The organism is Methylobacterium sp. WL6, assembly GCF_008040095.1.
Taxonomy (GTDB): Bacteria; Pseudomonadota; Alphaproteobacteria; order Rhizobiales; family Beijerinckiaceae; genus Methylobacterium.
Window position 1 is genome coordinate 1 of the sequence record NZ_VRVH01000034.1, and the last position, 21961, is coordinate 21961.

33 protein-coding genes, 1 tRNA gene and 1 pseudogene are annotated in these 21961 nt (G+C 71.2%); 19 read left to right on the forward strand and 16 right to left on the reverse strand.

Annotated features, from left to right (window positions below):
* The 3 genes and pseudogenes from FV230_RS30310 to FV230_RS07460 form a co-directional block, all read left to right on the forward strand.
* Window positions 1-251: pseudogene (locus FV230_RS30310) on the forward strand (multifunctional 2',3'-cyclic-nucleotide 2'-phosphodiesterase/5'-nucleotidase/3'-nucleotidase); the annotation flags it as partial.
* 379 nt (window positions 252-630) lie between these two features.
* Window positions 631-1089, forward strand: a complete 459-nt coding sequence (locus tag FV230_RS07455; protein WP_147729062.1) for an NUDIX hydrolase — start codon at window positions 631-633, stop codon at window positions 1087-1089.
* A gap of 118 nt (window positions 1090-1207) precedes the next feature.
* Window positions 1208-1282 (forward strand) — tRNA-Thr (locus tag FV230_RS07460).
* A gap of 362 nt (window positions 1283-1644) precedes the next feature.
* Here the strand turns inward: FV230_RS07460 and FV230_RS07465 are convergent.
* Window positions 1645-1845: a hypothetical protein gene (locus FV230_RS07465; RefSeq protein WP_147729057.1), complete on the reverse strand. Its 201-nt coding sequence runs from the start codon at window positions 1843-1845 to the stop codon at window positions 1645-1647.
* 320 nt (window positions 1846-2165) lie between these two features.
* Window positions 2166-2378, reverse strand: a complete 213-nt coding sequence (locus FV230_RS07470) for a hypothetical protein (RefSeq protein WP_147729058.1) — start codon at window positions 2376-2378, stop codon at window positions 2166-2168.
* A 123-nt stretch (window positions 2379-2501) separates the two neighbouring features.
* Between FV230_RS07470 and FV230_RS07475 the strand changes: the two genes are divergently transcribed.
* The 3 genes from FV230_RS07475 (at window position 2502) to FV230_RS07485 (ending at window position 4060) form a co-directional block, all read left to right on the forward strand.
* On the forward strand, window positions 2502-2753 hold the full coding sequence (locus tag FV230_RS07475; protein ID WP_147729059.1) for a hypothetical protein: 252 nt from the start codon (window positions 2502-2504) through the stop codon (window positions 2751-2753).
* A gap of 72 nt (window positions 2754-2825) precedes the next feature.
* Entirely contained in the window at window positions 2826-3512 is a 687-nt protein-coding gene (locus tag FV230_RS07480; RefSeq protein WP_147841885.1) for a hypothetical protein, read from the forward strand.
* A gap of 221 nt (window positions 3513-3733) precedes the next feature.
* The gene (locus FV230_RS07485; RefSeq protein WP_243932627.1) at window positions 3734-4060 is read left to right on the forward strand and encodes a hypothetical protein; all 327 of its coding nucleotides are present in this window, start codon (window positions 3734-3736) and stop codon (window positions 4058-4060) included.
* Between the two features lie 65 nt (window positions 4061-4125).
* Here the strand turns inward: FV230_RS07485 and FV230_RS07490 are convergent, their stop codons facing one another.
* Window positions 4126-4722, reverse strand: coding sequence for a MucR family transcriptional regulator (locus FV230_RS07490; RefSeq protein WP_147841886.1), 597 nt, complete (start codon window positions 4720-4722; stop codon window positions 4126-4128).
* Window positions 4723-4923: 201 nt separating this feature from the next.
* On the opposite strand from FV230_RS07490, the gene FV230_RS07495 reads away from it, so the two are divergent.
* Entirely contained in the window at window positions 4924-5148 is a 225-nt protein-coding gene (locus tag FV230_RS07495) for a hypothetical protein (RefSeq protein ID WP_147841887.1), read from the forward strand.
* An 89-nt stretch (window positions 5149-5237) separates the two neighbouring features.
* Here FV230_RS07495 and FV230_RS07500 read toward each other — a convergent pair whose 3' ends face one another.
* The gene (locus FV230_RS07500) at window positions 5238-5459 is read right to left on the reverse strand and encodes a hypothetical protein (protein WP_147841888.1); all 222 of its coding nucleotides are present in this window, start codon (window positions 5457-5459) and stop codon (window positions 5238-5240) included.
* A 123-nt stretch (window positions 5460-5582) separates the two neighbouring features.
* Here FV230_RS07500 and FV230_RS07505 point away from each other — a divergent pair, with 123 nt between their 5' ends.
* The 3 genes from FV230_RS07505 to FV230_RS07515 all read left to right on the forward strand — a co-directional run bounded on the left by FV230_RS07505 (window position 5583) and on the right by FV230_RS07515 (window position 7183).
* Window positions 5583-6377, forward strand: a complete 795-nt coding sequence (locus FV230_RS07505) for a transporter substrate-binding domain-containing protein (RefSeq protein WP_246694786.1) — start codon at window positions 5583-5585, stop codon at window positions 6375-6377.
* A gap of 15 nt (window positions 6378-6392) precedes the next feature.
* A complete protein-coding gene (locus FV230_RS07510) occupies window positions 6393-6812 on the forward strand; it encodes a cupin domain-containing protein (protein WP_147841889.1) in 420 nt (139 codons plus the stop codon).
* Between the two features lie 89 nt (window positions 6813-6901).
* Complete coding sequence (locus tag FV230_RS07515) at window positions 6902-7183, forward strand: hypothetical protein (RefSeq protein ID WP_147841890.1); 282 nt, start codon at window positions 6902-6904, stop codon at window positions 7181-7183.
* Window positions 7184-7333: 150 nt separating this feature from the next.
* On the opposite strand, the gene FV230_RS07520 is transcribed toward FV230_RS07515, so the two are convergent.
* Both FV230_RS07520 and FV230_RS07525 read right to left on the reverse strand, forming a co-directional pair.
* Entirely contained in the window at window positions 7334-7579 is a 246-nt protein-coding gene (locus FV230_RS07520; protein WP_147728721.1) for a hypothetical protein, read from the reverse strand.
* A 166-nt stretch (window positions 7580-7745) separates the two neighbouring features.
* The gene (locus FV230_RS07525) at window positions 7746-7940 is read right to left on the reverse strand and encodes a DUF3606 domain-containing protein (protein WP_147728722.1); all 195 of its coding nucleotides are present in this window, start codon (window positions 7938-7940) and stop codon (window positions 7746-7748) included.
* 159 nt (window positions 7941-8099) lie between these two features.
* On the opposite strand from FV230_RS07525, the gene FV230_RS07530 reads away from it, so the two are divergent.
* Window positions 8100-8843 (forward strand): hemerythrin domain-containing protein, encoded by a 744-nt coding sequence (locus FV230_RS07530; protein ID WP_147841891.1) that lies wholly within the window; start codon window positions 8100-8102, stop codon window positions 8841-8843.
* A gap of 92 nt (window positions 8844-8935) precedes the next feature.
* Window positions 8936-9232: a hypothetical protein gene (locus FV230_RS07535; RefSeq protein ID WP_147841892.1), complete on the forward strand. Its 297-nt coding sequence runs from the start codon at window positions 8936-8938 to the stop codon at window positions 9230-9232.
* Window positions 9233-9263: 31 nt separating this feature from the next.
* Here FV230_RS07535 and FV230_RS07540 read toward each other — a convergent pair whose 3' ends face one another.
* Window positions 9264-9443 (reverse strand): hypothetical protein, encoded by a 180-nt coding sequence (locus FV230_RS07540; protein ID WP_147841893.1) that lies wholly within the window; start codon window positions 9441-9443, stop codon window positions 9264-9266.
* A gap of 16 nt (window positions 9444-9459) precedes the next feature.
* The gene (locus FV230_RS07545; RefSeq protein WP_147729005.1) at window positions 9460-9678 is read right to left on the reverse strand and encodes a hypothetical protein; all 219 of its coding nucleotides are present in this window, start codon (window positions 9676-9678) and stop codon (window positions 9460-9462) included.
* 224 nt (window positions 9679-9902) lie between these two features.
* Here FV230_RS07545 and FV230_RS07550 point away from each other — a divergent pair, with 224 nt between their 5' ends.
* A complete protein-coding gene (locus FV230_RS07550; RefSeq protein WP_147841894.1) occupies window positions 9903-10592 on the forward strand; it encodes an SDR family NAD(P)-dependent oxidoreductase in 690 nt (229 codons plus the stop codon).
* Between the two features lie 211 nt (window positions 10593-10803).
* On the opposite strand, the gene FV230_RS07555 is transcribed toward FV230_RS07550, so the two are convergent.
* The 6 genes from FV230_RS07555 to FV230_RS29445 form a co-directional block, all read right to left on the reverse strand.
* Window positions 10804-10980, reverse strand: a complete 177-nt coding sequence (locus FV230_RS07555; RefSeq protein ID WP_147729007.1) for a ribosome modulation factor — start codon at window positions 10978-10980, stop codon at window positions 10804-10806.
* 43 nt (window positions 10981-11023) lie between these two features.
* On the reverse strand, window positions 11024-11908 hold the full coding sequence (locus tag FV230_RS07560; RefSeq protein WP_147841895.1) for an NAD(P)H-hydrate dehydratase: 885 nt from the start codon (window positions 11906-11908) through the stop codon (window positions 11024-11026).
* Between the two features lie 40 nt (window positions 11909-11948).
* Window positions 11949-12704 carry a histidine phosphatase family protein gene (locus FV230_RS07565; protein WP_147841896.1) on the reverse strand — a complete coding sequence of 252 codons (756 nt, stop codon included), beginning with the start codon at window positions 12702-12704 and terminating at the stop codon, window positions 11949-11951.
* Between the two features lie 194 nt (window positions 12705-12898).
* The gene (locus FV230_RS07570; RefSeq protein WP_147841897.1) at window positions 12899-13204 is read right to left on the reverse strand and encodes a hypothetical protein; all 306 of its coding nucleotides are present in this window, start codon (window positions 13202-13204) and stop codon (window positions 12899-12901) included.
* A gap of 142 nt (window positions 13205-13346) precedes the next feature.
* On the reverse strand, window positions 13347-13595 hold the full coding sequence (locus FV230_RS07575) for a hypothetical protein (RefSeq protein ID WP_147841898.1): 249 nt from the start codon (window positions 13593-13595) through the stop codon (window positions 13347-13349).
* Between the two features lie 108 nt (window positions 13596-13703).
* Window positions 13704-13874: a hypothetical protein gene (locus FV230_RS29445; protein WP_187274771.1), complete on the reverse strand. Its 171-nt coding sequence runs from the start codon at window positions 13872-13874 to the stop codon at window positions 13704-13706.
* Window positions 13875-14061: 187 nt separating this feature from the next.
* Between FV230_RS29445 and FV230_RS07580 the strand changes: the two genes are divergently transcribed.
* From FV230_RS07580 to FV230_RS07590, 3 genes are all read left to right on the forward strand, one after another.
* Window positions 14062-14385 carry a hypothetical protein gene (locus FV230_RS07580; RefSeq protein WP_147841899.1) on the forward strand — a complete coding sequence of 108 codons (324 nt, stop codon included), beginning with the start codon at window positions 14062-14064 and terminating at the stop codon, window positions 14383-14385.
* Window positions 14386-14623: 238 nt separating this feature from the next.
* Window positions 14624-16024 carry an MFS transporter gene (locus FV230_RS07585; RefSeq protein WP_147841900.1) on the forward strand — a complete coding sequence of 467 codons (1401 nt, stop codon included), beginning with the start codon at window positions 14624-14626 and terminating at the stop codon, window positions 16022-16024.
* 82 nt (window positions 16025-16106) lie between these two features.
* Window positions 16107-16313 (forward strand): hypothetical protein, encoded by a 207-nt coding sequence (locus FV230_RS07590; protein ID WP_147841901.1) that lies wholly within the window; start codon window positions 16107-16109, stop codon window positions 16311-16313.
* Window positions 16314-16485: 172 nt separating this feature from the next.
* Here the strand turns inward: FV230_RS07590 and FV230_RS07595 are convergent, their stop codons facing one another.
* Window positions 16486-17064 (reverse strand): TetR/AcrR family transcriptional regulator, encoded by a 579-nt coding sequence (locus tag FV230_RS07595; protein ID WP_187275424.1) that lies wholly within the window; start codon window positions 17062-17064, stop codon window positions 16486-16488.
* A 55-nt stretch (window positions 17065-17119) separates the two neighbouring features.
* Window positions 17120-17611, reverse strand: a complete 492-nt coding sequence (locus tag FV230_RS29450) for a hypothetical protein (RefSeq protein WP_187275425.1) — start codon at window positions 17609-17611, stop codon at window positions 17120-17122.
* 141 nt (window positions 17612-17752) lie between these two features.
* Between FV230_RS29450 and FV230_RS07600 the strand changes: the two genes are divergently transcribed.
* The 3 genes from FV230_RS07600 to FV230_RS07610 are packed head-to-tail and all read left to right on the forward strand — an operon-like array spanning window position 17753 to window position 21961.
* A complete protein-coding gene (locus tag FV230_RS07600) occupies window positions 17753-18754 on the forward strand; it encodes an HlyD family secretion protein (RefSeq protein WP_147841911.1) in 1002 nt (333 codons plus the stop codon).
* Window positions 18751-20316, forward strand: a complete 1566-nt coding sequence (locus FV230_RS07605) for a DHA2 family efflux MFS transporter permease subunit (RefSeq protein WP_147841903.1) — start codon at window positions 18751-18753, stop codon at window positions 20314-20316. Before FV230_RS07600 ends, FV230_RS07605 begins: the two co-directional genes overlap by 4 nt.
* Before the next feature lies 1 nt (window position 20317).
* Window positions 20318-21961, forward strand: coding sequence for an efflux transporter outer membrane subunit (locus tag FV230_RS07610; protein ID WP_246694787.1), 1644 nt, complete (start codon window positions 20318-20320; stop codon window positions 21959-21961).

The window sequence follows — 21961 nt, forward strand, 5'->3', positions numbered from 1 at the left end:
GCACGATGGCACCCGCTCCCGCCGCCGGGCCCAAGCCCACGAACGCCATCCCGCCTGGCATCACGCCGGCGAGCGTTGCGCGGGCGCCGGCCGAGGCCGACAAGCCTGCCGTCGCCGAACCCGGGCCGATGCCGGCCGGCGCTGCGAGCCCCGTGGTGCTGCCGCAGCCGCGTCCCGCCGGTCCGCCTGCAATCGGTTCGCCCGCAACGGCACGCGAGGACGCCGAGGCCAAGGCCCGTCGCTTCGGCTGATCGTTCCCGCGCCGCCCGGCCCCGCCGGGCGGCCGGCGGGTGCGACACGGGCATGGCGTCGGGCTTCATCGAACGGCCATATCGCCACGGCAAGATACATCCTGTGGTAGGCTCCGACGCGCGGCACCGTTCTGCGCTCCGGTGCGTTTGACCCACGAAACGACCAACCTTTGGTGGTGAAGACGGCTGCAATCGGCGGTACGCCCGCTTCCCAGGGCAGGTCCGATCGATTATTTGCCGGATAACTTTTCCTCCGAGAGGCCCCACCACTGTTCCAGTTCCGTTCCGGCCCAGCACACCGCATCGTTCCCTCCGCGATCGGGCCGCACGCCTCGGAGCGCTGGAACCGCATCGGAGCGCCCGCATGGCGCCGACGCGCATGACGACGATGCCGCTCGACGACGAGCGCGAGGCGCGGCCGCAGGTCGGCGCGCTGCCGTTCCGGCGCGAGCCCGACGGCAGCTACAGCGTGCTCCTCGTCACCTCTCGCGAGAGCCGGCGCTGGGTGATCCCGAAGGGGTGGCCGATGAAGGGGCGCAAGCCCTTCGAGGCGGCGGCCCGCGAGGCCTACGAGGAGGCCGGCGTGATCGGCCAGATCGGCAAGCGGCCGCTCGGCTTCTACCTCTACCAGAAGCGCCTGAAGAACCGCGACGCGGTGCTGTGCCAGGTGAAGGTGTTTCCGCTCGAGGTGCGCAAGCACCGCAAGACCTGGCCGGAGCAGCACCAGCGCGAGCAGCGCTGGTTCACCCCCGCGGACGCCGCCGAGGCGGTGACCGAGCCGGGCTTGGCCGCGATCATCCGCGCGGCGCTGAAGCGCGACGGCCGCCCCAAAACGTGATCCACCCGGTCGATTGCGCCCTCGGGACCGCCAAGCGCGATTGCCAAGCCGCCGTCGATCCCTTAAAGCCCCTCTCGGTCGGACGGAGACGCCCCCTCGCGGGCCCCGGATCGCCGTTGCTGCGGTAGCTCAGTGGTAGAGCACCTCATTGGTAATGAGGAGGTCGTGGGTTCGATCCCCCCTCGCAGCACCATCAATCCACGCCTCCGATGAGCACTGAGATCGACCGGTAGGGCGTGGTCCCCCGGGCGCGCTTTCTCGCATGGGCGGCACGCGGGCGAGCCAAGCTCCCCTGCCCGATCGACGCACTCGAACATTACCTTGTCGGGACCGTCTCGTTCCCGGTCGGCTTGGGTGCCGGCTTGGGCCGCGGCGGAGGCGACGGATCGCTCTCGGCAGCGTGGTCATGGACCGGTGCGCCCCCGCTCACGGATCGGGCGCGGATCGGCCCATGCCGGTCGTGCCATCGCCCATGCTGCCGGCCGGAAAATCGGCGCGGATGCGCGGGCGGTCAGGGGCGGGGCGCACGTGTTGCGCCCCGCGAACGCAAGACCCTTACTTGTTGGTCCGGCCCTGGTGGTTCGGATCGATCCCGCCGTCGAGCTTCGTCTCGTTGGCCGTGTCGCCCTCCACCGTCGAGTCCGCCTCGATGTCCTCGATGTCGTGACCCGTCAGGCCTCGGGACTGGCCGATCCCCGGATTGCCCTTCAGGTCGGCATCGGTCGGCGTATCGGTCTTCGGGTGCTTGTTCGACATGGGTGCTCCAATCGGTCGGCCGGCGCGAAGCCTGCGCCGCAGCCTCGGGACGTGGGGAGCAAACCCCGGGTCGAAACGGCCGTTCCGATCGCCCGGCGCGGAGCGACCCTCGGCCGCGCCGCACGGTGCGCGGGTGTCGGCTCGCGTACGCCGACCGTGCTCCCGAGAAAGCCGCCGATCGATCGCCAGCGGGCGGGAGAAGGGATCGCCGTCGGCCTCATCGCAGGGCGAAGGAAAGCCCGTACGGCCGAGACGTGCCGTCCGGCCCGCCCACGGCCGCCTGATGATCCGGCGCCCGCGATGGCCGTGGCCGCGCTCCGTCAGAGCTGCCCGCGGACGTAGCCGCGCGAGACCAGCCGGTCCCGCCGCAGCGACCGGCGCTCGGCCTCGGCCAGGTCTGCGAGCGCGTCCTCGACCACCTGCACCAGCGCGATCCAGGCATCGCCGCGGGCGGCCCTCCGGTAGGCCAGCGCGATCGTCTCGGCCTCGGTGAGCCGGATCTCCACAGGCGGTTGGTGGGGCTGGGGGTGCATCGCGGCTCCGAGTTGTCCAAGAACATACAAGGAACAAATAGCAAGCGGGCCGACGGTTCAACCATGGCGAGCACGGTGGGCCACGGAACGGTGAGATGCTGTGGAGGGCGGGGTAGAAGGCCAATGCCGACACCGCTTTACCGTTTCCACTGCACGAACGGCTTCGACCTCGTGGCCGATCTCCAGGGCAGGCGGCTGCCGACCTGGGCGCTCATGCGCCTCCACGCCGAGCGGGTCGCGATCGACCTGATGCTCGGCAGCGCGCGGCGCGATTGGTCGGCCTGGACGGTCGAGATCTACGATGCGGCGGGCCGGCACGTGATCTCGAAGCCGTTCGTGGACATTCTGGAGAGCCGATCGGAACGGAAGAAATAGTTTCTGTTTTTCGCTGCCGAATGGCCTCGAACCAGCGACAGCGCAGAAGATTGACTTGTCATGGAGGCAGCCATGACAGCAACGCGCATGACCCTATCCACCCTTGTGCTGTGTATCCTTCCCGCGGCGACGGCGACCGCTCAGACCGGCGACATCCGGACCGGTGCGATCCCGCCCGTCAACGAGAAGGCGGTGACGACGACCGCCGTCGGGCAGACCAAACCGCCGAGCCGTGATGCGGGCTCGGTATCGGACCGATCGAGATCACCCGGCGACGTCGAGGACGGCATGATCCGGAACATCTGTATCGGGTGCGAGCCGGATCGCAGCACGCTCGACACGGTGACGACGAACGTTCCCCCCAGGACCGGGGGCGAAACCTGGAATACGAAGCTCGAGCGGCTTCGCAAGTTGCCCGAACCCAGCAAGCAGGGCGACCTCGATACCTTCTCTCTCGCTTCGGCCCATCGCGAGCGAGCGGAATCGGTGCAAGAGAAGACCAACGGCCTGTGGCAATCGTGGCTGGTCTCCGTGTGCGAGGGCTGCGGAGACCAGAAGCCGGCCAAGGCCTGGAACCTGCAGGATCGGCCCTCCTTCCGGCTTGGATCGGTCACGCCGGATCGTCCGGAGGGCGACGCGTCGTCCGAGAAGATGCGCCCGGCCGAGCCGAGGCAGGTCGCCATCCACCATCACGGCGCCTTCGAGGCGGACCTCTCCCCCGAGAACGTCGGCTCGATCAGGCGCATGCCGCAACGCTGATCCGATCGGCTGCCCCTCTCGTCCGCAGCCACTTGGTCCCAGTGCGGACCATCCGCTCGCCCGTCCTCGCGACGGTCGCGGCCCGTACGCGCTCGTCCCCCCCGGGCCGGCGGCCGATGTCCAGAGCGGACGACGCGGCTCGGCGTTTCGTCGCATGCTTCGGCGGCGCTCGAACCGTGATCGATGCGGGCGGTTGCAGCGTGACCACGAGAGAGGATGTGATGATGTCGAACCCAGCCAAGGGTCGGTCCGGCGACGGTCAGCAGCACGAGACGACGAGCGCGCAGGCCGAGCGGGCGGCCGAGGTGCAGCGGGCCGGAAGCGCCGAGGCGGGGGCCGGCCACCCCGAGGTTCTCGAAGGCGGCAAGGCGGAGGCGCCGACGGAGGGCAAGGGGCAGCCGAAATCCGCGGCCTCGAACGCGCCGGCCGGTGCGACGAGCGACGCCGCCACCAGCTCGGCGACGGTCGGGAAGGCCGAGAAGGAGGCCGCAGCCGCGGCCGGCGCCGGCAAGGCGCAGCACGGGCGCGGGCACCGCAAGGCGGAGTAAGCACGCTCTCGCCGGGCGATCCGGCCCCGTCCCGATCCACCCACGGGACGGGGCGTCGAACGGCGTCAGGCCGGCTCGGCGACCGTCTTGGCGTTGCCTTTGCGGCCACGCGTCTTCGGAGCCGACGCTGACGCTCCTTCGGCCTGGGACGCCTCTACGGCCTTGGGCGACTCGGCGGCTTTGGGCTTGCGTCCGCGCGCCTTCGGAGCCTCGGCGGTCGCCTCGACCGCTGCGGCGGCCGCGGGCTGCTTCCGCCGCTGCTGACCGAGGCCGAGCGAGCGCGCCAACGCCGAGCGCGTGGCGGAGTAGTTCGCCGAGGTCGACGGGTAGTCCGCCGGCAGGCCGTAGCGGGTCCTGTACTCCTCGAACGACAGGCCGTTCCCGTTCAGATGGCGCTTCAGCGTCTTGTAGGGCTTGCCGTCGAGGAAGGAGACCAGCGCGTCCGGCGTGACCGACTTGCGGATCTGAGCCGCCGTCGGCTTCTCCGGGCCCGCGGGCTCGGCCGGCTTGCCGTTGCGAAGTTCGGACAGCATCGCGTGCACGTTGGCGATCAGCGTCGGCAGCTCGGCCACCTGGACATGATTGCCCGAGACATAGGCCGCGACGATGTCGGCCGTGAGACCGACGGGGGTATTGGGCTGATATTCGAGCTGATCTTCCAAGGCGGCACTCCTTTTCCGGAAAAGCTATGGCTCTGCGGGCTCGCCTATCTCGTCAAGTGCCGTTCGAACGAAACGCGTGGGTATCGGATGTAATATTGCAGAAACCGAGCGATCCCGACGTGCGACGATCCTATATCTGGAACCAGGACTGCCGATCCCTGTTCTGACGTCACGGCGCAGCGCCGTGTAAGGCTCTACAGAATGAACAAGCTCATCCTCGGCGCAACGGTGGCGCTCGGCCTCTTGCTCGGCGCCAACACCGCCGGCATGGCGTCACCGGGCGATGGCCTCGATCGCAACGCGGCGGCGACCGGCAACGGTCGCATGGGCGGAATGCACGCCGGCGCGCGCACCGGCGGGATGATGCGCTCGCGCATGGGCGGGATGCGGATGATGCGGCGCCATCACCGGCGTCACCACCGCTGAGCGACCGGCCCTCTCGATCGGCGCACGACGCAGGAACCCCGGGACGCTCGCGCGATCCGGGGTTCCTGCATCGGCGAGCGCCGGTCGCCCTAGGGACGCTCCGCCTTCGGCCAAGTGTCGATCACGGCCTCGCCCGATCGCAGCTCGACCCGGTGGGCATGCGCATCGTCCCGCGTCTTGCACAGGTCGACCGCCGATGCGAAGCGCAGGCGGGCAGCCACCTCGGTGGCGGCATCCTCCTCGACGACGACGTGCCCGTCTCGGTAGGTGAGCACCACGAAGGGCGGGTTCTTCAGATCGCTGACTTCCATGGGCTCGCTCCGACCGCGTGTCATGGCGCAACGTTCGTCGGCGGTTCCCGCTCCGCCCGCATGGGACCTGCTTCGACGACGGTGTACAGCGGACGGCGTGAAACCACTCCGGGAACGCCACCCATGCCGCTCGCCCAGGGATTGCCGGCCGCGCTCGCCATCCTCGCCGCCATGACGCTTCCCGGGCTTGCGCAGGACACCGCCGCGAAGGCCGCGCTGGCGCCGACCGGCACGCTCCGGGTCGGCCTCGTCGAGGCGCCGTCCGCCGGCCTCGTCTTCGTCGCCCGCTCGCCGGGCGGGACGCTCGAGGGCGTCACCGCGGATCTCGGCGCAGACCTTGCGCGACAGGTGGGCCTGCCGCTGACCGTGACCCTCTTCCCGAACTCGGGCGCTGCGGCAGCGGCCCTTCAGGCTGGGACGATCGACGTGAGCTTCATGCCCGTCGATGCGGCGCGTCGGCAGGTGCTCGATTTCGGGCCGGGCTACTACGACCTCGAGAGCACCTACCTGGTGACCGGCGCGTCGGGCATCGTCGACGTCGCGCAGGTCGACCGGCCGGATCTCAAGGTGGTGGCGATCGACGGGACCACGACGATCCGCGCCTCGGCCCGCACGCTGACGCGGACCCGGCCGGTGGCCGTCCCTTCCGTGGCCGAGGCGATCGAGCGGATGCGAACCGGAGCGGCCGACGCCTTCGCCCTGTCGCGAGACACGCTGCAGCCGATCGTGGCGCAGGTCCCCGGCTCGCGGATCGTCACCGGCGGCTTCCAGCGGACGCAGGTCGCCGTCGCGGTGCCGAAGGGCCGGCCGGCGGCACTCGCCTCGGTGACGGCGTGGCTTGCGGAAGCGAAGCGGTCGGGCCTCGTGCGCCGGATCTTCGACGCCCACGGCTTCGATGGGGATGCGGTGGCACCGTAGGAACGGAGCGAGGCGATGAGGCAATGGTACGCAAGCGGCGGGCTCGCGCTGGCCTGCACGGCCGGTGGAATCGGTTTCGGGGGCTCGGCGATGGCGCAGGAGACGGTGGTGCACGAGATCAGGCGGACCAAGCTCGGCCGCGCGCCGGTCTCCGGCGACGACACGCGCGAGATCATCATGCAGCTGGTGGAGTTTCCGCCGGGTGCGACCTCGCCCCGCCACGTCCACCACGGCGAGGAGTCGTTCTACGTGATCGAGGGCGGCACGGTGCAGGTGTCCGGCAAGGAACCGAAGCAACGGCCGGCCGGCGAGCGCGGGATCAACCCGCGCGGCGTGCCGCACGCGGGCTACACGGTGGTCGGCGACAGGACGATCAAGGTCCTGTCGGTCTACGTGGTCGACAAGGGCAAGCCCTTGCAGGAGCCGCCCCCCTGATCGCGGGCCTGCCGAAGCTGCACCCAACGAAGCGGGCGACGCGCGAAACAGCGTCGTCCGAGCACCCCGACGCGAAAGGCTTTTCTGGAATGAGCGAAACGCCCGATCCCGACCGCGCGGCCCGCGCCATCGCGGAGAACGTCTACGCGGCGTACTGCCGCCAGGCGACCATGCCGGCTCACCCTTTGGAGGAGCAGACGATCGTCACCCGGCTGGTCGAGGCGATCCGCCCGCAGATCGGCGGCTCCCCGGGCGCGATCGTCGAGGCCGTCAACGCCGCCCTGTCGGCCTGGGAACAGAGGGATCCGAACATTCGCGGCCCGCGCGTCGCAACGATCGACCGGAGCGAGGCCGCGATCACCCTGGGGTGAGCGCGGCCTCGGGGTGCGGTCCGGATCGGCGCACGCCTGCCGCCGGAAGGCCGAGCGACGAGAGCCGGATCCCGCCTCGCGGAGCTCCATGCCCACCGCCGGGCGAGAGCCGCCCGCGCGACGCGGCTCGGGGCGCCGGTGGGGCGGGCCTCAACCCTTCTTCTTATAGGCCTCGATCGCGTTGCGGCACCCGGGCGAGAGCTTCGACATGTTCCTGTTGAAGCAGGCGCGCGTCTCGGGGCCGTCCTCGAGCGGCAGGCCGGTGCAGAAGGTCGCGAAGTCGCCGGCACAGAGCAGCTGCATCGCGGCCTTGTCTTCCTGCGACACCGGAGCGGCGATCGCTGCGGTCGCCGCAAACGTCGCGAGCGCAAAGCCGACTCCAAAACGTACCAACATCGTCTTCTCCTGAGGCACCCGCTCGACCCGGGTCCGGTGCCAGAACGTTGCGGGATGCGTCCGGGTTGCGCCGCCCGGCCCACGTCGTCGCGCGGCGTGTCCCGACAGGCACGGTCGGAACGGTGCTCGATCGCCCACCGGCCCGATGGGCCGGCGAAGCATTGCGTCAGACGATGCCGCTGGCCTCGTACGGCCAGGGAAGGCCGAGATGCGCCGCGACCTTCTCGGCGTCGTGGCCGACGGCCTCCACCGCCGCCCCGAGCGTCTCCACCGGCACCTGGAGCTTGCGCGCCCAGTAGGCGGCCGCGTCCGGCGTCGAGAGGTTAACGGTCTGAGGCTCGTGCGTGTCGTCGATCGGCATGGGGTGCTCCTGCCTCCCCCAATGCGGCAGTGCACCGGCGGTTCATTCACGCGGCCCGCCCCGGCGATTCGTTGCGCACGCTGCGCCCCGAGCACGGGCGGATGGAGGAACGGCCGGTGGGCGGGGCGGTTAGCAGGTACAACGGTAAGGAGTACCATCATGGATGTCTGGCAGCTCATCGGGCGCGACCACGCGAACATCGAGCAACTCATCCACGATGCGCCGAAGGCATCGCAGGGGCCGGGTGCCGTGCGGAGCCGCGAGCGCCTTCTCGGCGAGCTCATCGATCGCCTCGAAGCACATGCCGAGGCGGTCTCCGTCAGCCTCTACGCCCCCCTCGGCCGGCGCGCGCAGACGCGGACGCTGGTTGATGCGCTGGACGAGCAGCACCGGGCGTTCATGAGCCAGCTCGCGGACCTGGCGCGACAGCGCCGGACGGGCTCCGAGGGGTGGCTGGATGCCTTCGAGGACGCGACCTTCCTCGTCGACCAGTACCTTCACCGCCACAAGCACGAGTTGATCCCGGCAGCGCGGGCGTTGCTGTCCGAGGGCGAGGTCCGCGATGCGGGCCAGACGTTCGTTCAAGCCAAGCGCTGGATGCTGCAGGGCCGCGACCGTCCGGCACCGGCACCGCGGAGCGAGCTCGACCTCCGGGTCATCGTCTGCACCCTGGCGGTCGGCCTCGGCTACCTTCTGTGGCAGGCGGGCTTCCTTGGTCGAGCCGGCGGCCGCCGCGGCGCGACCGGCGGCGCGAGCCGGGGCGTGAACCCGGCGACGGCCTCGATCCCGGCCGGACGCAACGGGGTGGACGGCCCGGCGCAGCGCCGGGAGCGGCTGCTCGACGAAGGGCTCGAGGAGACCTTCCCCGCCAGCGACCCGATCTCGGCGCAGCGTTTCACCTAGCGGGCCGCGCGGGCGACCGCCGGCGGCACGGTTGTCGCTCCGGACGCGGAATGCGGCGACGGAGAGCCGGGAGCAGGCTCGGGGAGACGGCGATGTCGGACCTGGACACGAAGCGGGAGGAGATCGCGGCCCTCGTCGCCCGCGACCTCGGATTCGACGGGCTCGCCGGGCTGAGCCCATCCGATCGGGCTGCCCTCGACCGGAGGACGGCGGAGTTCGTCGACCGCTGCGATACGACATCGCCGGTGCCGGCCGACGCCCCTGCCGCCGACCGGGAGATGCGTCGCCTGCTCGCGGAGTACCGTGGGCTGCTGCAGCTCCGGACCGACGCGGCCAACGTCCGCTTGGCGGAGGTCGGCGAGGTGTTCGCCCCGGAAGACGACGCCTGACGCCGTCCTTTCGACCGGAGCAGCGCACGTTCTAGCCGCCCTTCGCCACCAGGAAGAACGCGACGCCGACGACGAGGAGGCTTCGCGCGACCCGGCTGCACGTTATCGCGCCGACACCGTCGTCGAGGGAACGCAGGTGGGCGATCTGGGCGAACATCGCCGCCCAGTAGGCCGACCACAGGCCGAGGATCGAGGCCATCGCAGGCGACATGGCCGGGCTGCCGAACCTAGCCCGGCGGCCGCCGCTCGTGGCGCCAGGACGCCACCGCGGCACGCCGCGCCTCGTAGGCACGCCGGACGGGCGAGCCGTCGGCGCCGCGCCCTTCCGGGCCGTAGCCGAAGCGCAGGACGCCCTCGGGACCGTAGAGGCGGCTCACCTCGGTTCGCCAGACCCGATCGGTCTGGGCGAGAGTCGCCTCGGTCTCCGCGAGTCGTGTCGCATGCATCGTGGCTGTCCTGAAGGGCGGGGTCGTGGGGTCAACGCGAGCCGGCGCCATCCGCTCCGGATCGCACGCGACAAACCGGTTTCTCGACGGGCCGCCCGCGGGGGCTATCTTGAGGCGATGCCCCTGTCCCGCCCTGCCCGTCCCGGTGCCCGCGCAAGCGACGGGCCAAGCCCCGCTTCGCCGTGCCCGGCGACGTCCTTCCGGGGCGCCCGGGCAGGCGCGCGATGAGTGCGCGCCGCGCGCTGATCGTCGGCGCCTCCCGCGGGCTCGGCCTCGGTCTCGTCGCCCGGTTCCTTGAGCGCGGCTGGGCGGTGACGGCTACCGTGCGCCGGCCGTCGGCCGCCCTGTCCGAGCTCGCGAGCGCCGGCACGCTGCGGATCGAGACGGGCGTGGACATCGACGACGATGCGGCGGTGACCGCCCTGCGCACGCGGCTGGCGGAGGCTCCGGCCTTCGATCTCGTCTTCGTGGTCGCGGGCGTCGCGACGCAGGCCGGCACGTCGGCCGCGACGATGCCGCGCGCGGTCGCGACGGCGGTGTTCGAGACGAACGCCCTCAGCCCGATCCGTTTCGCCGAGGCCTTCCACAAGCGCGTCGCACCGGGCGGTCTCGTCGTCCTGATGACGTCGAAGCTCGGCTCGGTGTCGCTGAACCGCGGCGGCGGCTGGAGCAGCTACCGGGCGAGCAAGGCGGCGCTCAACACCCTGGCCCGCTCCTTCGCCGGGCAGCACGCCAAGGCCGATTGGGGCGTCGTGCTGATGCATCCGGGCTGGGTCCGCACGGATCTCGGCGGCCGGCGGGCGACGCTCGACGTCGAGACCAGCGCGCGGGGCATGGTGGCCGTCCTGGAAGGTCGCCTCGGGGGATCCGGCTGCGTCTTCCTCGACCATACCGGGGAGGTCGTGCCCTGGTAGCCCCTCGAACTCGACGCCGCCGGATCGAGGTCCGTCTTCGGCGTCGCGGCGCGATCGCAACGCCGGACAGGCCATCCCTCCGGCTTTGAACGATTCCCGCCGGAGCCGTGCCCCGGTCGGAGGCGATCGTTCGGATCGATGCCCTGCGTCGAGACGCTTCGGGCCCGAAAAGCAAACCACCGCCCAAACTACGGCGATCCGTTCAGGCGCGTCACGCGGGACGATCGTCCAGCCTGTCGCCGCGGACCGCCGCGTCGTACCCGGCCAGCCATTGGTCGTGGGCCGCCATGCCCTCGGCATAGGGGCAGTCTTCGCGGCGGAGGTTCTTGCCCGGCGCGTAGAAGCCGAGCGCGTAGTGGTCCAGGTTGTCGTCCGGCGGCTCCGACATCGATGGTTCTCCCGTATGCGTGGGGCGGCGGCGGTGCCGCGGCTTAAGTCATCACCTCGGCGAGGATGCACGGCACCTCCGCCGGAAGCTCGCGGGCGAGGAAGCCGATTCCGCCGTAGCGGCGCGCCAGCCGGCGGCCCGCCTCGCCGTGGGCGTAGACGCTCCACAGGGCCGCGGCTTCGGGCTCGGTTCCGCGCGCGAGCAGGCCGACGATGAGGCCCGCCAGCGTGTCGCCCGATCCCGAGATCGCCAGCCCGCCATGCCCCATCTCGTAGCACCAGGCGCGGCCGTCGGGGGAGACGACCTGCGTCCGGCCGCCCTTCATCACCGTGATCGTCCCGAAGCGCTCGGTGGCCCGGCGAGCCGCCGCCAGCGGGTCGGCCTCGACGGCCTCTCGGTCGATGTCCAGCAGCTTGGCCATCTCGCCGGCGTGCGGGGTGATGATCGCTGGCTTGGGCAGGCGGCGCGTCAGGTCCGGATCGGCGCGCAACGCGGCGAGCGCCCCGGCATCCAGGACGATGGCTGCCGTGTCCGCCCCACGGACGAGCGCGGCGACCACGGCTTCCGTGTCCGCGTCCTCGCTCATCCCCGGCCCGCACAGGATCGCGTCGCTCGCGCCGGCCCGCTGCGCGAGATCGTCGGCGCAGGCGCGCCCGATGCCGCCGGCCTCGGTCTGTGCCAGGCCGATCACCAGGGCTTCCGGCACGGCGATCCCGATCGGGATCGCGAGGTCGCGGCAGACGCCGATCTGCAGCTTTCCCGCCCCGACGCGCATCGCCGCGTTGGCGCCGAGCAGGACGGCGCCCGGCAGCGCCGTGCAGCCCGCGACGATCAGGACGCAGCCGCGCCCATCCTTGCTGTCGCCGTCCGGATCGGGAGGGGCCATGCCGCGGAGCACGTGCTCGGTCAGCGGTGTGACGGCGCTCATGGCTTCCCTCCGGTCCTTGCCCCAAGGGTCTGACGGTCGCTCAGCTCTTGGTGTCGGGTTCGGAGGTAACGGTGGCGCCCTGTGCCTCAAGGGGTGCGACGAAGTTGTAGCGGATCAGGTCGAGGGCACCACCGGGTGTGGCGCGCGCGGAGGGGACGTACTCGGTGACCCCGCAATTGGCGATGTCGCCCTCGGCGTCGATCGCCAGGATCTCCCCCTCGGTCATGTTCTCCAGGAGGTAGCGCAGGCACAGGACGACCACCTGGTGGGCGACGAGGAGGATGCGCTGGCCTTCGTAGTGCAGGGCCATCGTGTCGAGCGCGCCGCGCAGGCGCAGGATGACGTCGCACCAGCTCTCGCCGCCGGGCGGCCGGTGGTAGAACTTGCCGAGGTCGCTGCGCAGCGCCGCCTGCTCCGGGTGCAGCTGCTCGATTCCGGCGCGCGTAAGCCGGTCGAGGATCCCGAACTCCTTCTCGCGCAGGCGCTCGTCGACGAGGAGCGGCGGGGTGTCCGCGGTTAGCGCACCGGCGGCGCGGATCCCCTCGGCGGTCTCGACCGCGCGGCGATAGGGCGAGGCCAGGACGAGGTTCGGACGCTGGTCCTCGGGCAGGCTGGCGAACCAGCGGCCGAGCGCCTCGGCCTGCCGGTGGCCGAGCGGGCTCAGCGGCACGTCCACGTCGCGTTCGGGGATGTCGATCCGCGCCGCGCCCGAGGCCTGCGCCGCATCGCGGGCGACGTTGCCGGCGCTCTCGCCGTGGCGCACGATCCAGAGGTGAAGCGGCTGTCTGTGCGGCACGGGGATCTCCAGCGCGTCCACCGGTCCGGTCGGCGCAGGTCTCGTCATACGGCGTCATCGCGCGCGAGACACGGCGACGACGCGGGATCGCATCGCCCCGCCGTCGGGCGCGATGCCGGCAGGGCGGGCGAGCGCACGAAGAAGCCCGCCGCGGCGAACCGGGCGGGCTGAACGACGTGCCGTCGTCGCGAAGGCTACTTCGCGGTCGGGGCGCTGCCGCTGTTGACGGTGCCGCCCGCGCTCGGGCCCGCGCCGTTGCCGGCGGCACCGGGCGCGACGGGCGCCGTGGTGGCGCTCGGCGCGGTGGTGCCTGCGTTCGGGACGGTACCGGTGGTGGTGGACGACCGGCCCGCGGCCGACCCCTCACTGATCGTGCCGCCGGCCGACGGCCCGGCGCCCGGGCTGCCGGGGCCGCCGTTGGAGGCTCCGCCCTGGGCGAAGGCGGCGGTGCCCATGGTCAGGACGAACGCGGACGCGAGCGTGATCGACTTGAAAGACAATGTGTTTCCTCCGGTGGATTACCAAACTCTGCTGAAGAACCAGCTTGCGCCGTCTCCGTTCCACACGAGAAACCCGGCCTGGATCTCTCCGGCCGGGCCCCTCGATCGTCGGGCTTCGATCGGCGCGTCTTCAAAGGCGCCTTCAGCGCGTCCTGGCACCGAGCTTCGTGCTGATCGTCCGTCCGCCGCCACGGCGCATCATGTGGCGCCGCATGGTGTGGTGGCGCATCATCGAGCGGCGCGTCATCCGCACCTGCACGGTCGGGGCCTCGGGCTGGACGAGGCTCGGCGCGGGCGCCGGCGTCGCGGCGGAGACGGCGCCGGCCGACATCAGGACGGCGCCGAAGGCCGCGGCCGCGATCGCAGAGGCTGTGAAACGGGTCTTGGTCATCGGTGCCGGGTCCTTGCTGCCGCACCGGGTCGGTGCCACGGCGTGAAACCACGGCCACGATCCGATCGTTCCTCGCCTTCCGGTTGAGAAGGTGCGAGCCGACCCGCCTCAGCCGATCAGGAAGTGCACCAGGATCAGCGCCAGCGCCGCGCCGCCGATCGCGAGGCCCATCAGGACGACGCTGCTGAGCTGGTCGACGCCGTCCACGTCCTGGCCGATGCGATGCTCGACGCTGTTGGCGCCGTGGCCCGGCCTGTCGGGAAAGGTGGGTTGTGCCATGTCGATCTTCCTCGCGATCCGAAGGGGTGATGCGGGGGCAACGCGACATCGGACCGGTCGGTCCTCGACGTTCGGCAGGCGATGCAACATGCCGCGGGTCGCGAAGTCCCGGGCGCAGCGCGCTCCGAGCCGATGTGAACCAAAGCCTTCGCACGCCGTTGCAAGTGCCAGCGACGGGAGTGGATCGATGAAGACGCTTTGCACGGTGATGGTGGTGGGCCTGACGATCGCCGGATCGGTCGCGCCGGCCTTGTCCCAGCCCTACGGCGGCCGGGACTACGGCTACGGCGAGCGCGAATCCGGGTATGGCGGCCGCGACGACCGCTACCGCGATCGCGACCGGGGCTACGACGACCACGGCCGCGGCGGCGGCCGCTTCGGGTTCGACGAGGCCGAGTACCTTCGCTGCAACCCCGACGTTCGCCGCGCGGTGAGCCGCGGGCAGGTGGATTCGGGCGCGGCGCATTACCGGGTGTTCGGCCGGCGCGAAGGCCGGCGGTTGAGCTGCTGAGCCTCCGACGACGCGGTCGGCCGGCTCGACGGCCGGGCGGAGGCGATCTCGCCAAGCCCGGCCGGAGAGCCGCGTAGGGTCGATGGCAGCCGCCGGTTCACCGACGGCTCGATCGGCCCGATTGAGATATGCACCCGGAGCGTAGCAACACCGTGTGGTTGCGCTTGCCGGTGCACTTGCCAGCATCCCCGCCATGGCCGCATGCAGCACGCGTTGCCGCCGCGAGCCCCAGCCCACGATGTCCCCTCCGCCCGCACCGTCGAGCACGCCGACCCATCACGGCCTGCCTCCGGCCCAGCGCGGGCAGGCGATGGTGGCGGTGCTCACCGGCGTCGCGCTGGCGACGCTCGACACCGCCATCGCCAACACCGCGCTGCCGACCATCGCCGCCGATCTCGGGGTCGATCCCGGTGCCTCGGTGTGGATCGTCAACGCGTACCAGCTCGCGGTGGTGGCGACGCTGCTGCCGATCGCGGCGCTGGGCGAGATCGTCGGCCAGCAGCGGATCTACGTCGGCGGGCTGATCCTGTTCACCGGCGCCTCGCTCGTCTGCGCGCTGGCCTGGTCGCTGCCGACGCTCGTCGCGGCCCGCGTGCTCCAGGGCGTCGGCGCGAGCGCCCTGATGGCGGTCAACATCGCCCTCATCCGCTTCATTTATCCGGCCCACCAGCTCGGGCGCGGCGTCGGCCTCAACGCCTTCGTCGTCGGCGTCGGTTTCGCGGTCGGCCCGACCGTCGCCTCGCTGATCCTCGTCGCGGCGCCGTGGCCGTGGCTCTTCGCCGTCAACGTGCCGATCGGGCTCGCCGCCCTGCTGCTGGCCTGGACCGCGCTGCCGGAGACCGGCCGCTCCGGCCACCGCTTCGATGGGGTCGGCTCGCTGCTCAACGCGTCCGCCTTCGCCCTGCTCGTGCTCGACCTCGGCGAGGCCGCGCACGAGGGGCCGCTCTGGCGCATCCTGGCGGAGGCCGCCGGCTCGGTCGCCTGCTTCCTGCTGCTGCTGCGGCGGCAGGCAGGGCATCCTGCGCCGATGCTGGCCGCCGACCTCCTCCGGCGCCCGCTGTTCGCCCTCTCCGCCACGACCTCGGTGTGCTCGTTCGCGGCGCAGGGGCTCGCCTTCGTCTCGCTGCCCTTCCTGTTCCAGCACACGCTCGGGCGCACGCAGGTCGAGACCGGCTTCCTGATGACGCCGTGGCCCGTCGTGGTCGCGCTGATGGCCCCCCTGGCCGGGCGCCTCTCGGACCGCTACCCGCCGGGCCTGCTCGGCGGGATCGGGCTCGCCGGACTCGCCGTCGGCATGGGGCTGCTCGCCGCCCTGCCGGCGAGCCCGACCGTCCTCGACATCGGCTGGCGCATGGCGATCTGCGGCGCGGGCTTCGGCTTCTTCCAGGCGCCGAACCTGCGTGCCATCATGACGAGCGCGCCGCCGGCGCGATCGGGCGGGGCAAGCGGCATCGTCGCCACCTCCCGTCTCCTCGGCCAGACCATGGGCGCCGCGCTCGTCGCCGCCTGCTTCGCGATCGCGGATGCGCATGGGCCGGCGCTCGCCCTGGGGCTCGGCGGCGCCTTCGCCGCCGTCGCGAGCGTCGTCAGCTTCCTCCGGCTCGCCGTCGCCCCCGAGGACACGGCGAGACCGGCGTGAGGCTGCGGGGCCGGACCTCGGCGCCGCGTTAACGCTTCATCAACCACGCGCCGGCCACGGTGTCCCGAGGAGAGACACCGCCATGAAGCGACGCCCCAGCCGCGACTTCGATGCCCTGAGCCAGGCACAGATCGCCGCCGGCCGGACCGACACCCGCCGCGTGGATGCCGGCCGCCTGATGCCCGCCTCGGCGCCGAAGCGGATGGCGGACCTCCTCGACGCGATCCAGCACGTGACCGAGGCGGCGACGGGGGAGCGCAGCTTCCTCCACGTCCGGCCGCGCTCGTGACGCCGGCGCGCTTCTCCGGCACCCGCGCTCGTCCGGCGACGGTCTTGCGATGATCACGCTGGGCTTTGTGGTGATGCTCGCGGCCGCCCTCGGCCCGGCGGCGATCCTCGTCGCCGCCCCGGCGCGCCGTCGGTTCCTGCGCTGAGCGCGGAGCCTACGAAGCCGGCCCACGTCACGCTGCGGGGCGCGCCGCCTGATACACGGCGAGGAAGATGCGGACGGCCTCGTCCACGTGCCGTTCCATGTCGGCGCGGCTGCCGTCGTCCTTGTGGGGGATGAACAGGCACACCGGAACCACCTTCCCGATGATCAACCCGATGAACATGGTCGCGGCGAGCAACGGGTCGTCGCCGATGAACGCGCCGTCGCGCCGGGCCGCCTCGAGGTAGTCGGTCAGGTGCCGCTGCGTGCGGCCCGGCGCCATCGCGTAGAACGCCTCGCCGAGGGCCGGGTTGCGCTGGACCTCGGCGACGATGATGCGGGCGAGCGCCGTCATCTCGGGCATGATCATCGCGCCGTAGAGGTTCGTGCCGAAGGCCCGCAGCACCGCCGGGAGCGGGCCCTTGCTCCCGAGATCGGTCTCGATCCGCTGCCTGAGATCGCGCGTCCGGTTGCTCACGACCTCGATGAACAGGTCGTCCTTCGAGCCGAAATGGCGATAGAGCGTCTCGGTCGAGGCCCCGGCCTCGTTCGCCACCATCTTCATCGTGGTGTCCGAGAACCCGTGCTGAAGGAACACGCGCTCCGCCACAGCGGCGATCTCCTCGCGACGTCGCGATCCGCGCGGCACACGAATCCGAGAGCCATCAGCCGAACCGTTCGTTTCGCTTGACATCACCATCCAGATTGAGGGTAGAAACGAAACGTTCGGTTCGGATAACCCGCCGCACCGTACGGACGATCGCCCACGCCGTCTCGCTGAACGTGCGGTGGGACGAAAGGTTTGCATTCATTCCATGCGCGACGTCGATGCAAGCACCTCGTCCGGCCTGTCCAGGCCGTCGCGGAGTCGACGCGACCTGCTCGACGTCGGCTCGCCGCCCCGGCAGGGCGGGCCAGCCCGCGATGCCGACGACCGCCGTCGCCCCGCCCGCGATGCGTTGCGCGTCGTCCGGGATCGGCCCCGCGACGGCAGGGACGAGGAGCCGTACGCGGACGAGCGGGATCACGGATATCCCCGTCGCAGCCGCGACGCGCGCGACCACCGCTCCGAGGGCTGGCAGGTTCGCGAGCGGCAAGGCGACGACGATCGGCACGGCGACGACGATCGGCAAGACCACGATGGGCGAGACGACCATCGGCAGGACGACGATGATCGGAAGGGCGGCGACGCGAAGGACCGGGACGACCGCGGCGGCAAGAAATCGGACGGAGACGACCAGGGAGCGGACGAGCGCGCGCGCAGGAAGCGGCGGCCTTGGGTCATCGGGATCGCCGTGGTGGTCCTGCTGCTGCTCGCCGGGGGCGGCGTGACCTACTGGCTCGCGACCCGCGGGACGATCAGCACCGACGACGCCTACACCGACGGCAACATCGTCACGATCGGGCCGCAGGTGGCCGGGCAGGTGATCGCGCTCGAGGTGACGGACAACCAGTTCGTGCACAAGGGCGACACGCTGTTCCGCATCGACCAGCGCCAGTTCGTCTACAGCCGCGAGCAGGCCCAGGGCCAGTTCGCCGCGAGCAACGCCCAGATCGCCAGCCAGCGGCTCGGCGTCGAGATCGCCAAGAAGAACTTCCCCGCGGCCCTCCAGCTCGCGCAGGCGAACCTCGACTCGGCCAAGGCCAACCTCGCCCTGCAGCAGGCCAACTACGACCGGCAGAGGAGCCTGCCCAAGCTGGCCACGACGCAGCAGGAGGTCGAGACCAACGCGTCCAACTACCAGCAGGCCAAGGCGCAGGTCGAGCAGGCCCAGGCCCGCCTCGTCCAGGCGATGCCGGTCCAGCAGAACATCGGCCAGTCCGAGCAGCAGGTCGACCAGATCAAGGGCCAGGCCGAGCAGGCCAGGGCGCAGGTCGAGCAGGCCAACCTGAACATCGAATGGAGCGTGGTGCGGGCGCCGCAGGACGGCTGGGTGACGAAGCGCAACGTCAACGCCGGCGACTACCTCACCGCCGGCCAGCAGGTCATGTCGCTGGTCACCACCGACGTCTGGGTGACGGCCAACTACAAGGAGACCGAGCTCGACGGCATGCGGACCGGGCAACGGGTGCGGATCGCGATCGACGCCTATCCCGACCTCGCCCTGCAGGGGCACGTCGAGTCGATCCAGCGCGGGTCGGGCTCGAAATTCTCCGCCTTCCCGGCCGAGAACGCCACCGGCAACTTCATCAAGATCGTCCAGCGCGTGCCGGTGAAGATCGTGATCGATTCCGGCCTGAGGAAGGAGGAGCCGCTGCCGCTCGGCATCAGCGTGGTGCCGACGGTGATGCTGAAGTGAGCGGGGCCTCGGACGGCTGGAAACCTGCCCACAACCCCTGGCTCATCGCCATCGCGGTGACGCTGGCGGCGTTCATGGAAGTGCTCGACACCACCATCGTCAACGTGGCCCTGCCCTACATCGCGGGCTCGCTCGCCGCCTCGAACGACGAGGCGACCTACACGCTCACCGCCTACCTTGTCGCCAACGGCATCGTCCTCACGATCGCCGGCTGGCTCTCCGACACGATCGGCCGGAAGCGCTACTTCCTGATCTGCATCGGCATGTTCACGGTGGCCTCGTTCCTGTGCGGGCTGTCGCAGAGCCTCGGGCAGATCATCCTGTTCCGCCTGATGCAGGGCTTCTTCGGGGGCGGCCTGCAGCCGAGCCAGCAGGCGATCATCCTGGACACCTTCCCGCCGGCCAAGCGCGGGGCGGCCTTCGGGGTCACGGCGGTGGCGACGGTGGTCGCGCCCGTCCTCGGGCCGACGCTCGGCGGCTACCTCGTCGAGCACGCGACCTGGCGCTGGATCTTCTTCATCAACGTGCCGGTCGGCATCGTCACGCTGTTCGTCAACGCCTACCTGGTCCAGGACCCGCCGGCCGCGGCCGAGAAGCGCGCGCGCGGGCTCGACTACGTCGGCCTGGCCCTGATCGTCGTCGGCATCGGCTGCATGCAGATCATGATTGACCGCGGCGAGGTCAACGCCTGGTTCAGCTCGTCCTTCATCCGGATCATGGCCGTCGTCGCCTTCCTCGGGATCTTCGGCGCCATCTGCTGGCTGCTGACGGCCAAGGCGCCTGTGGTCGACCTGATGGTGTTCCGGGACCGGAACTTCGCCGTCGGCTGCCTGCTCATCGGCGCGGTCGGCGCCCTGCTCTACGCGGGCTCGGTCCTGATCCCGCAATTCGCGCAGCAGGTGCTGGGCTACACCGCGCTCGATTCCGGCTTCATCCTGTCGCCGGGCGGCGTGGCGGTGATCGTGCTGATCCCGCTCGTCGGCCTGATGATGAAGGTCGTGCAGACCCGCTACCTGATCATGTTCGGGTTCGCCTTCATGGGCGCGGCGATGTTCTATTCGAGCCGGATCGCGCCCGACATCGACTTCCGGACCCTGGTCTGGATGCGCACGCTCCAGACGGCGGCGCTCGCCTTCCTGTTCGTGCCGATCTCCACCGTCGCCTACCTGACGCTGCCCCAGAAGTACCGCAGCGACGCGTCGGCGCTGTTCTCGATGTTCCGCAACGTGTTCGGCTCGGTCGGGATCTCGCTCTCGACCGCCGCGGTCACGGAGCGGACGCAGGCCGACCAGGCCCACCTCTCGACGTTTATGACGCCGCTGCGACAGGGCTACGCCACGCTGATCCAGGAGACCGAGCAGACGCTGCGCTCGCTCGGGCGTGCCGCCTCGGTGGTGCACCAGCAGGCCGTCGCGCAGACCTACCAGACCTACACGAAGCAGGCTCAGATCCTGGCCTACAGCAACGTGTACCAATACGTGGCGCTGCTGGCGTTCCTCGTCGTGCCGCTCTGCTTCCTGATATCGGCCCGGACCGCCAAGGCCGAGGGCGGAGGACACTGACATGACATCCCGCCGAATGTTCGAAGGCCGGTCCCGCGCGAAGGCCTCGGCTGCGCTGTCGGGCCGGGCCTCCCTCCTCGCGCTCGCCGCGATGCTCGGCCTGGCCGGCTGCACGGTCGGCCCCGACTTCTCCGTTCCGCCGACGCCGCTCGCCGACGCGAGCGACTACCTCGACACCGGCGTCCCGGCCCGGGCGGCACGGCGCCTGACGGCGCGCACCAGCCAGGCCGAGCCGGACATCGCCTGGTGGCAGGCCTTCCGCGATCCGATCCTGACCCGGCTCGAGGAGCGCGTGGCCGCGCAGAACCTCGACGTGAAGACCGCGACCGCGCGCCTGTTCGAGAGCCGGGCCCAGCTCACCACCGCGAACGCCGCGACGCTGCCGACGATCGGCGGCACCGGCAACGCCTACCGCATGCAGTACAGCCAGAACGGGACGATCGGCCTCCTGTCCGGCTCCCTCGGCGGCCTGACCGGCGGCGGGGCGGGGGGCGCCAACCCGACCGCACCGCTGACCAACGGGTTCGAGAGCTACACCCTCGGGCTCGACGCATCGTGGGAGCTCGATCTCTGGGGCCGGGTCCGCCGCTCGGTCGAGGCCGCGGAGGCCCAGGCCGACGCGTCCGCGGATCAGCGCCGCGACATCCTGGTCTCGAGCCAGTCCGACCTTGCCCGCAACTACGTGCAGCTGCGCGGCACCCAGGAGCAGATGCGGATCAACCTCGCCAACATCCGCGTCAACGAGCAGATCCTCGACGTGGTGCGGGTGCGCCAGCAGAAGGGCCTCGTCACCGGCCTCGACATCGCCAGCGCGGCGCAGCAGGTCGAGGCGATCAAGGCGCAGCTGCCCGGGCTGCAGCAGCAGGAGATCCAGCAGATCAACGCGATCTCGCTCCTGCTCGGCGAGGCGCCGCTCGCCCTGTCGCAGGAGCTGGTCACCGCCCGGGCGATCCCGCCGGTGCCGCCGCGGGTGCCGGTCGGCATCCCGTCGACCCTCGTCCTGCGCCGTCCCGACATCCGCGCCGCGGAAGCCAACCTGCACGCCGCCGTGGCCGAGATCGGGGTCGCCGAGGCGCAGTTCTTCCCGACCGTGACCTTGAGCGCCAGCCCGACCGGCAACGCGGTCGATCCCGGCAAGATCTTCCGGGTCTCGTCGCTGCAGTACATGAACGTCGGCCCGTCGATCTCGATTCCGCTCTTCGACGGCGGCCGGCTCAAGGCGAACCTCGTGCTCCAGCGCGCCCGGCAGCAGGAGGCGGCGATCGCCTACCAGAAGGCCGTGCTCCAGGGTTGGCACGACATCGTCAACGCGCTCGCCGCGTTGCGCGCCGACGAGGGCCGGCGGGCGCGCCTGTCCAGGCAGGTCGGCGATGCGCGCCAGGCGCTGTCGCTGTCGCGGTCGCGCTACGAGCAGGGCGTCGACACCTTCACCACGGTCCTGCAGGCGTCGCAGACCGTGCTCCAGGCGGAGGTCAACCTGGCTCAGGCCACCGCCGCGATCTCGACCGACTTTGTCTCCCTGTCGCGGGCGCTCGGCGGCGGGTGGGAGACGACGTTCCCGAGCGGCCGGACGCCGCCCCTGTCCCTGGCGAAGGTCGGCGTCCCGCTCGCCGACCTCGTCCACGACGCGCCCGCCGCACATTGA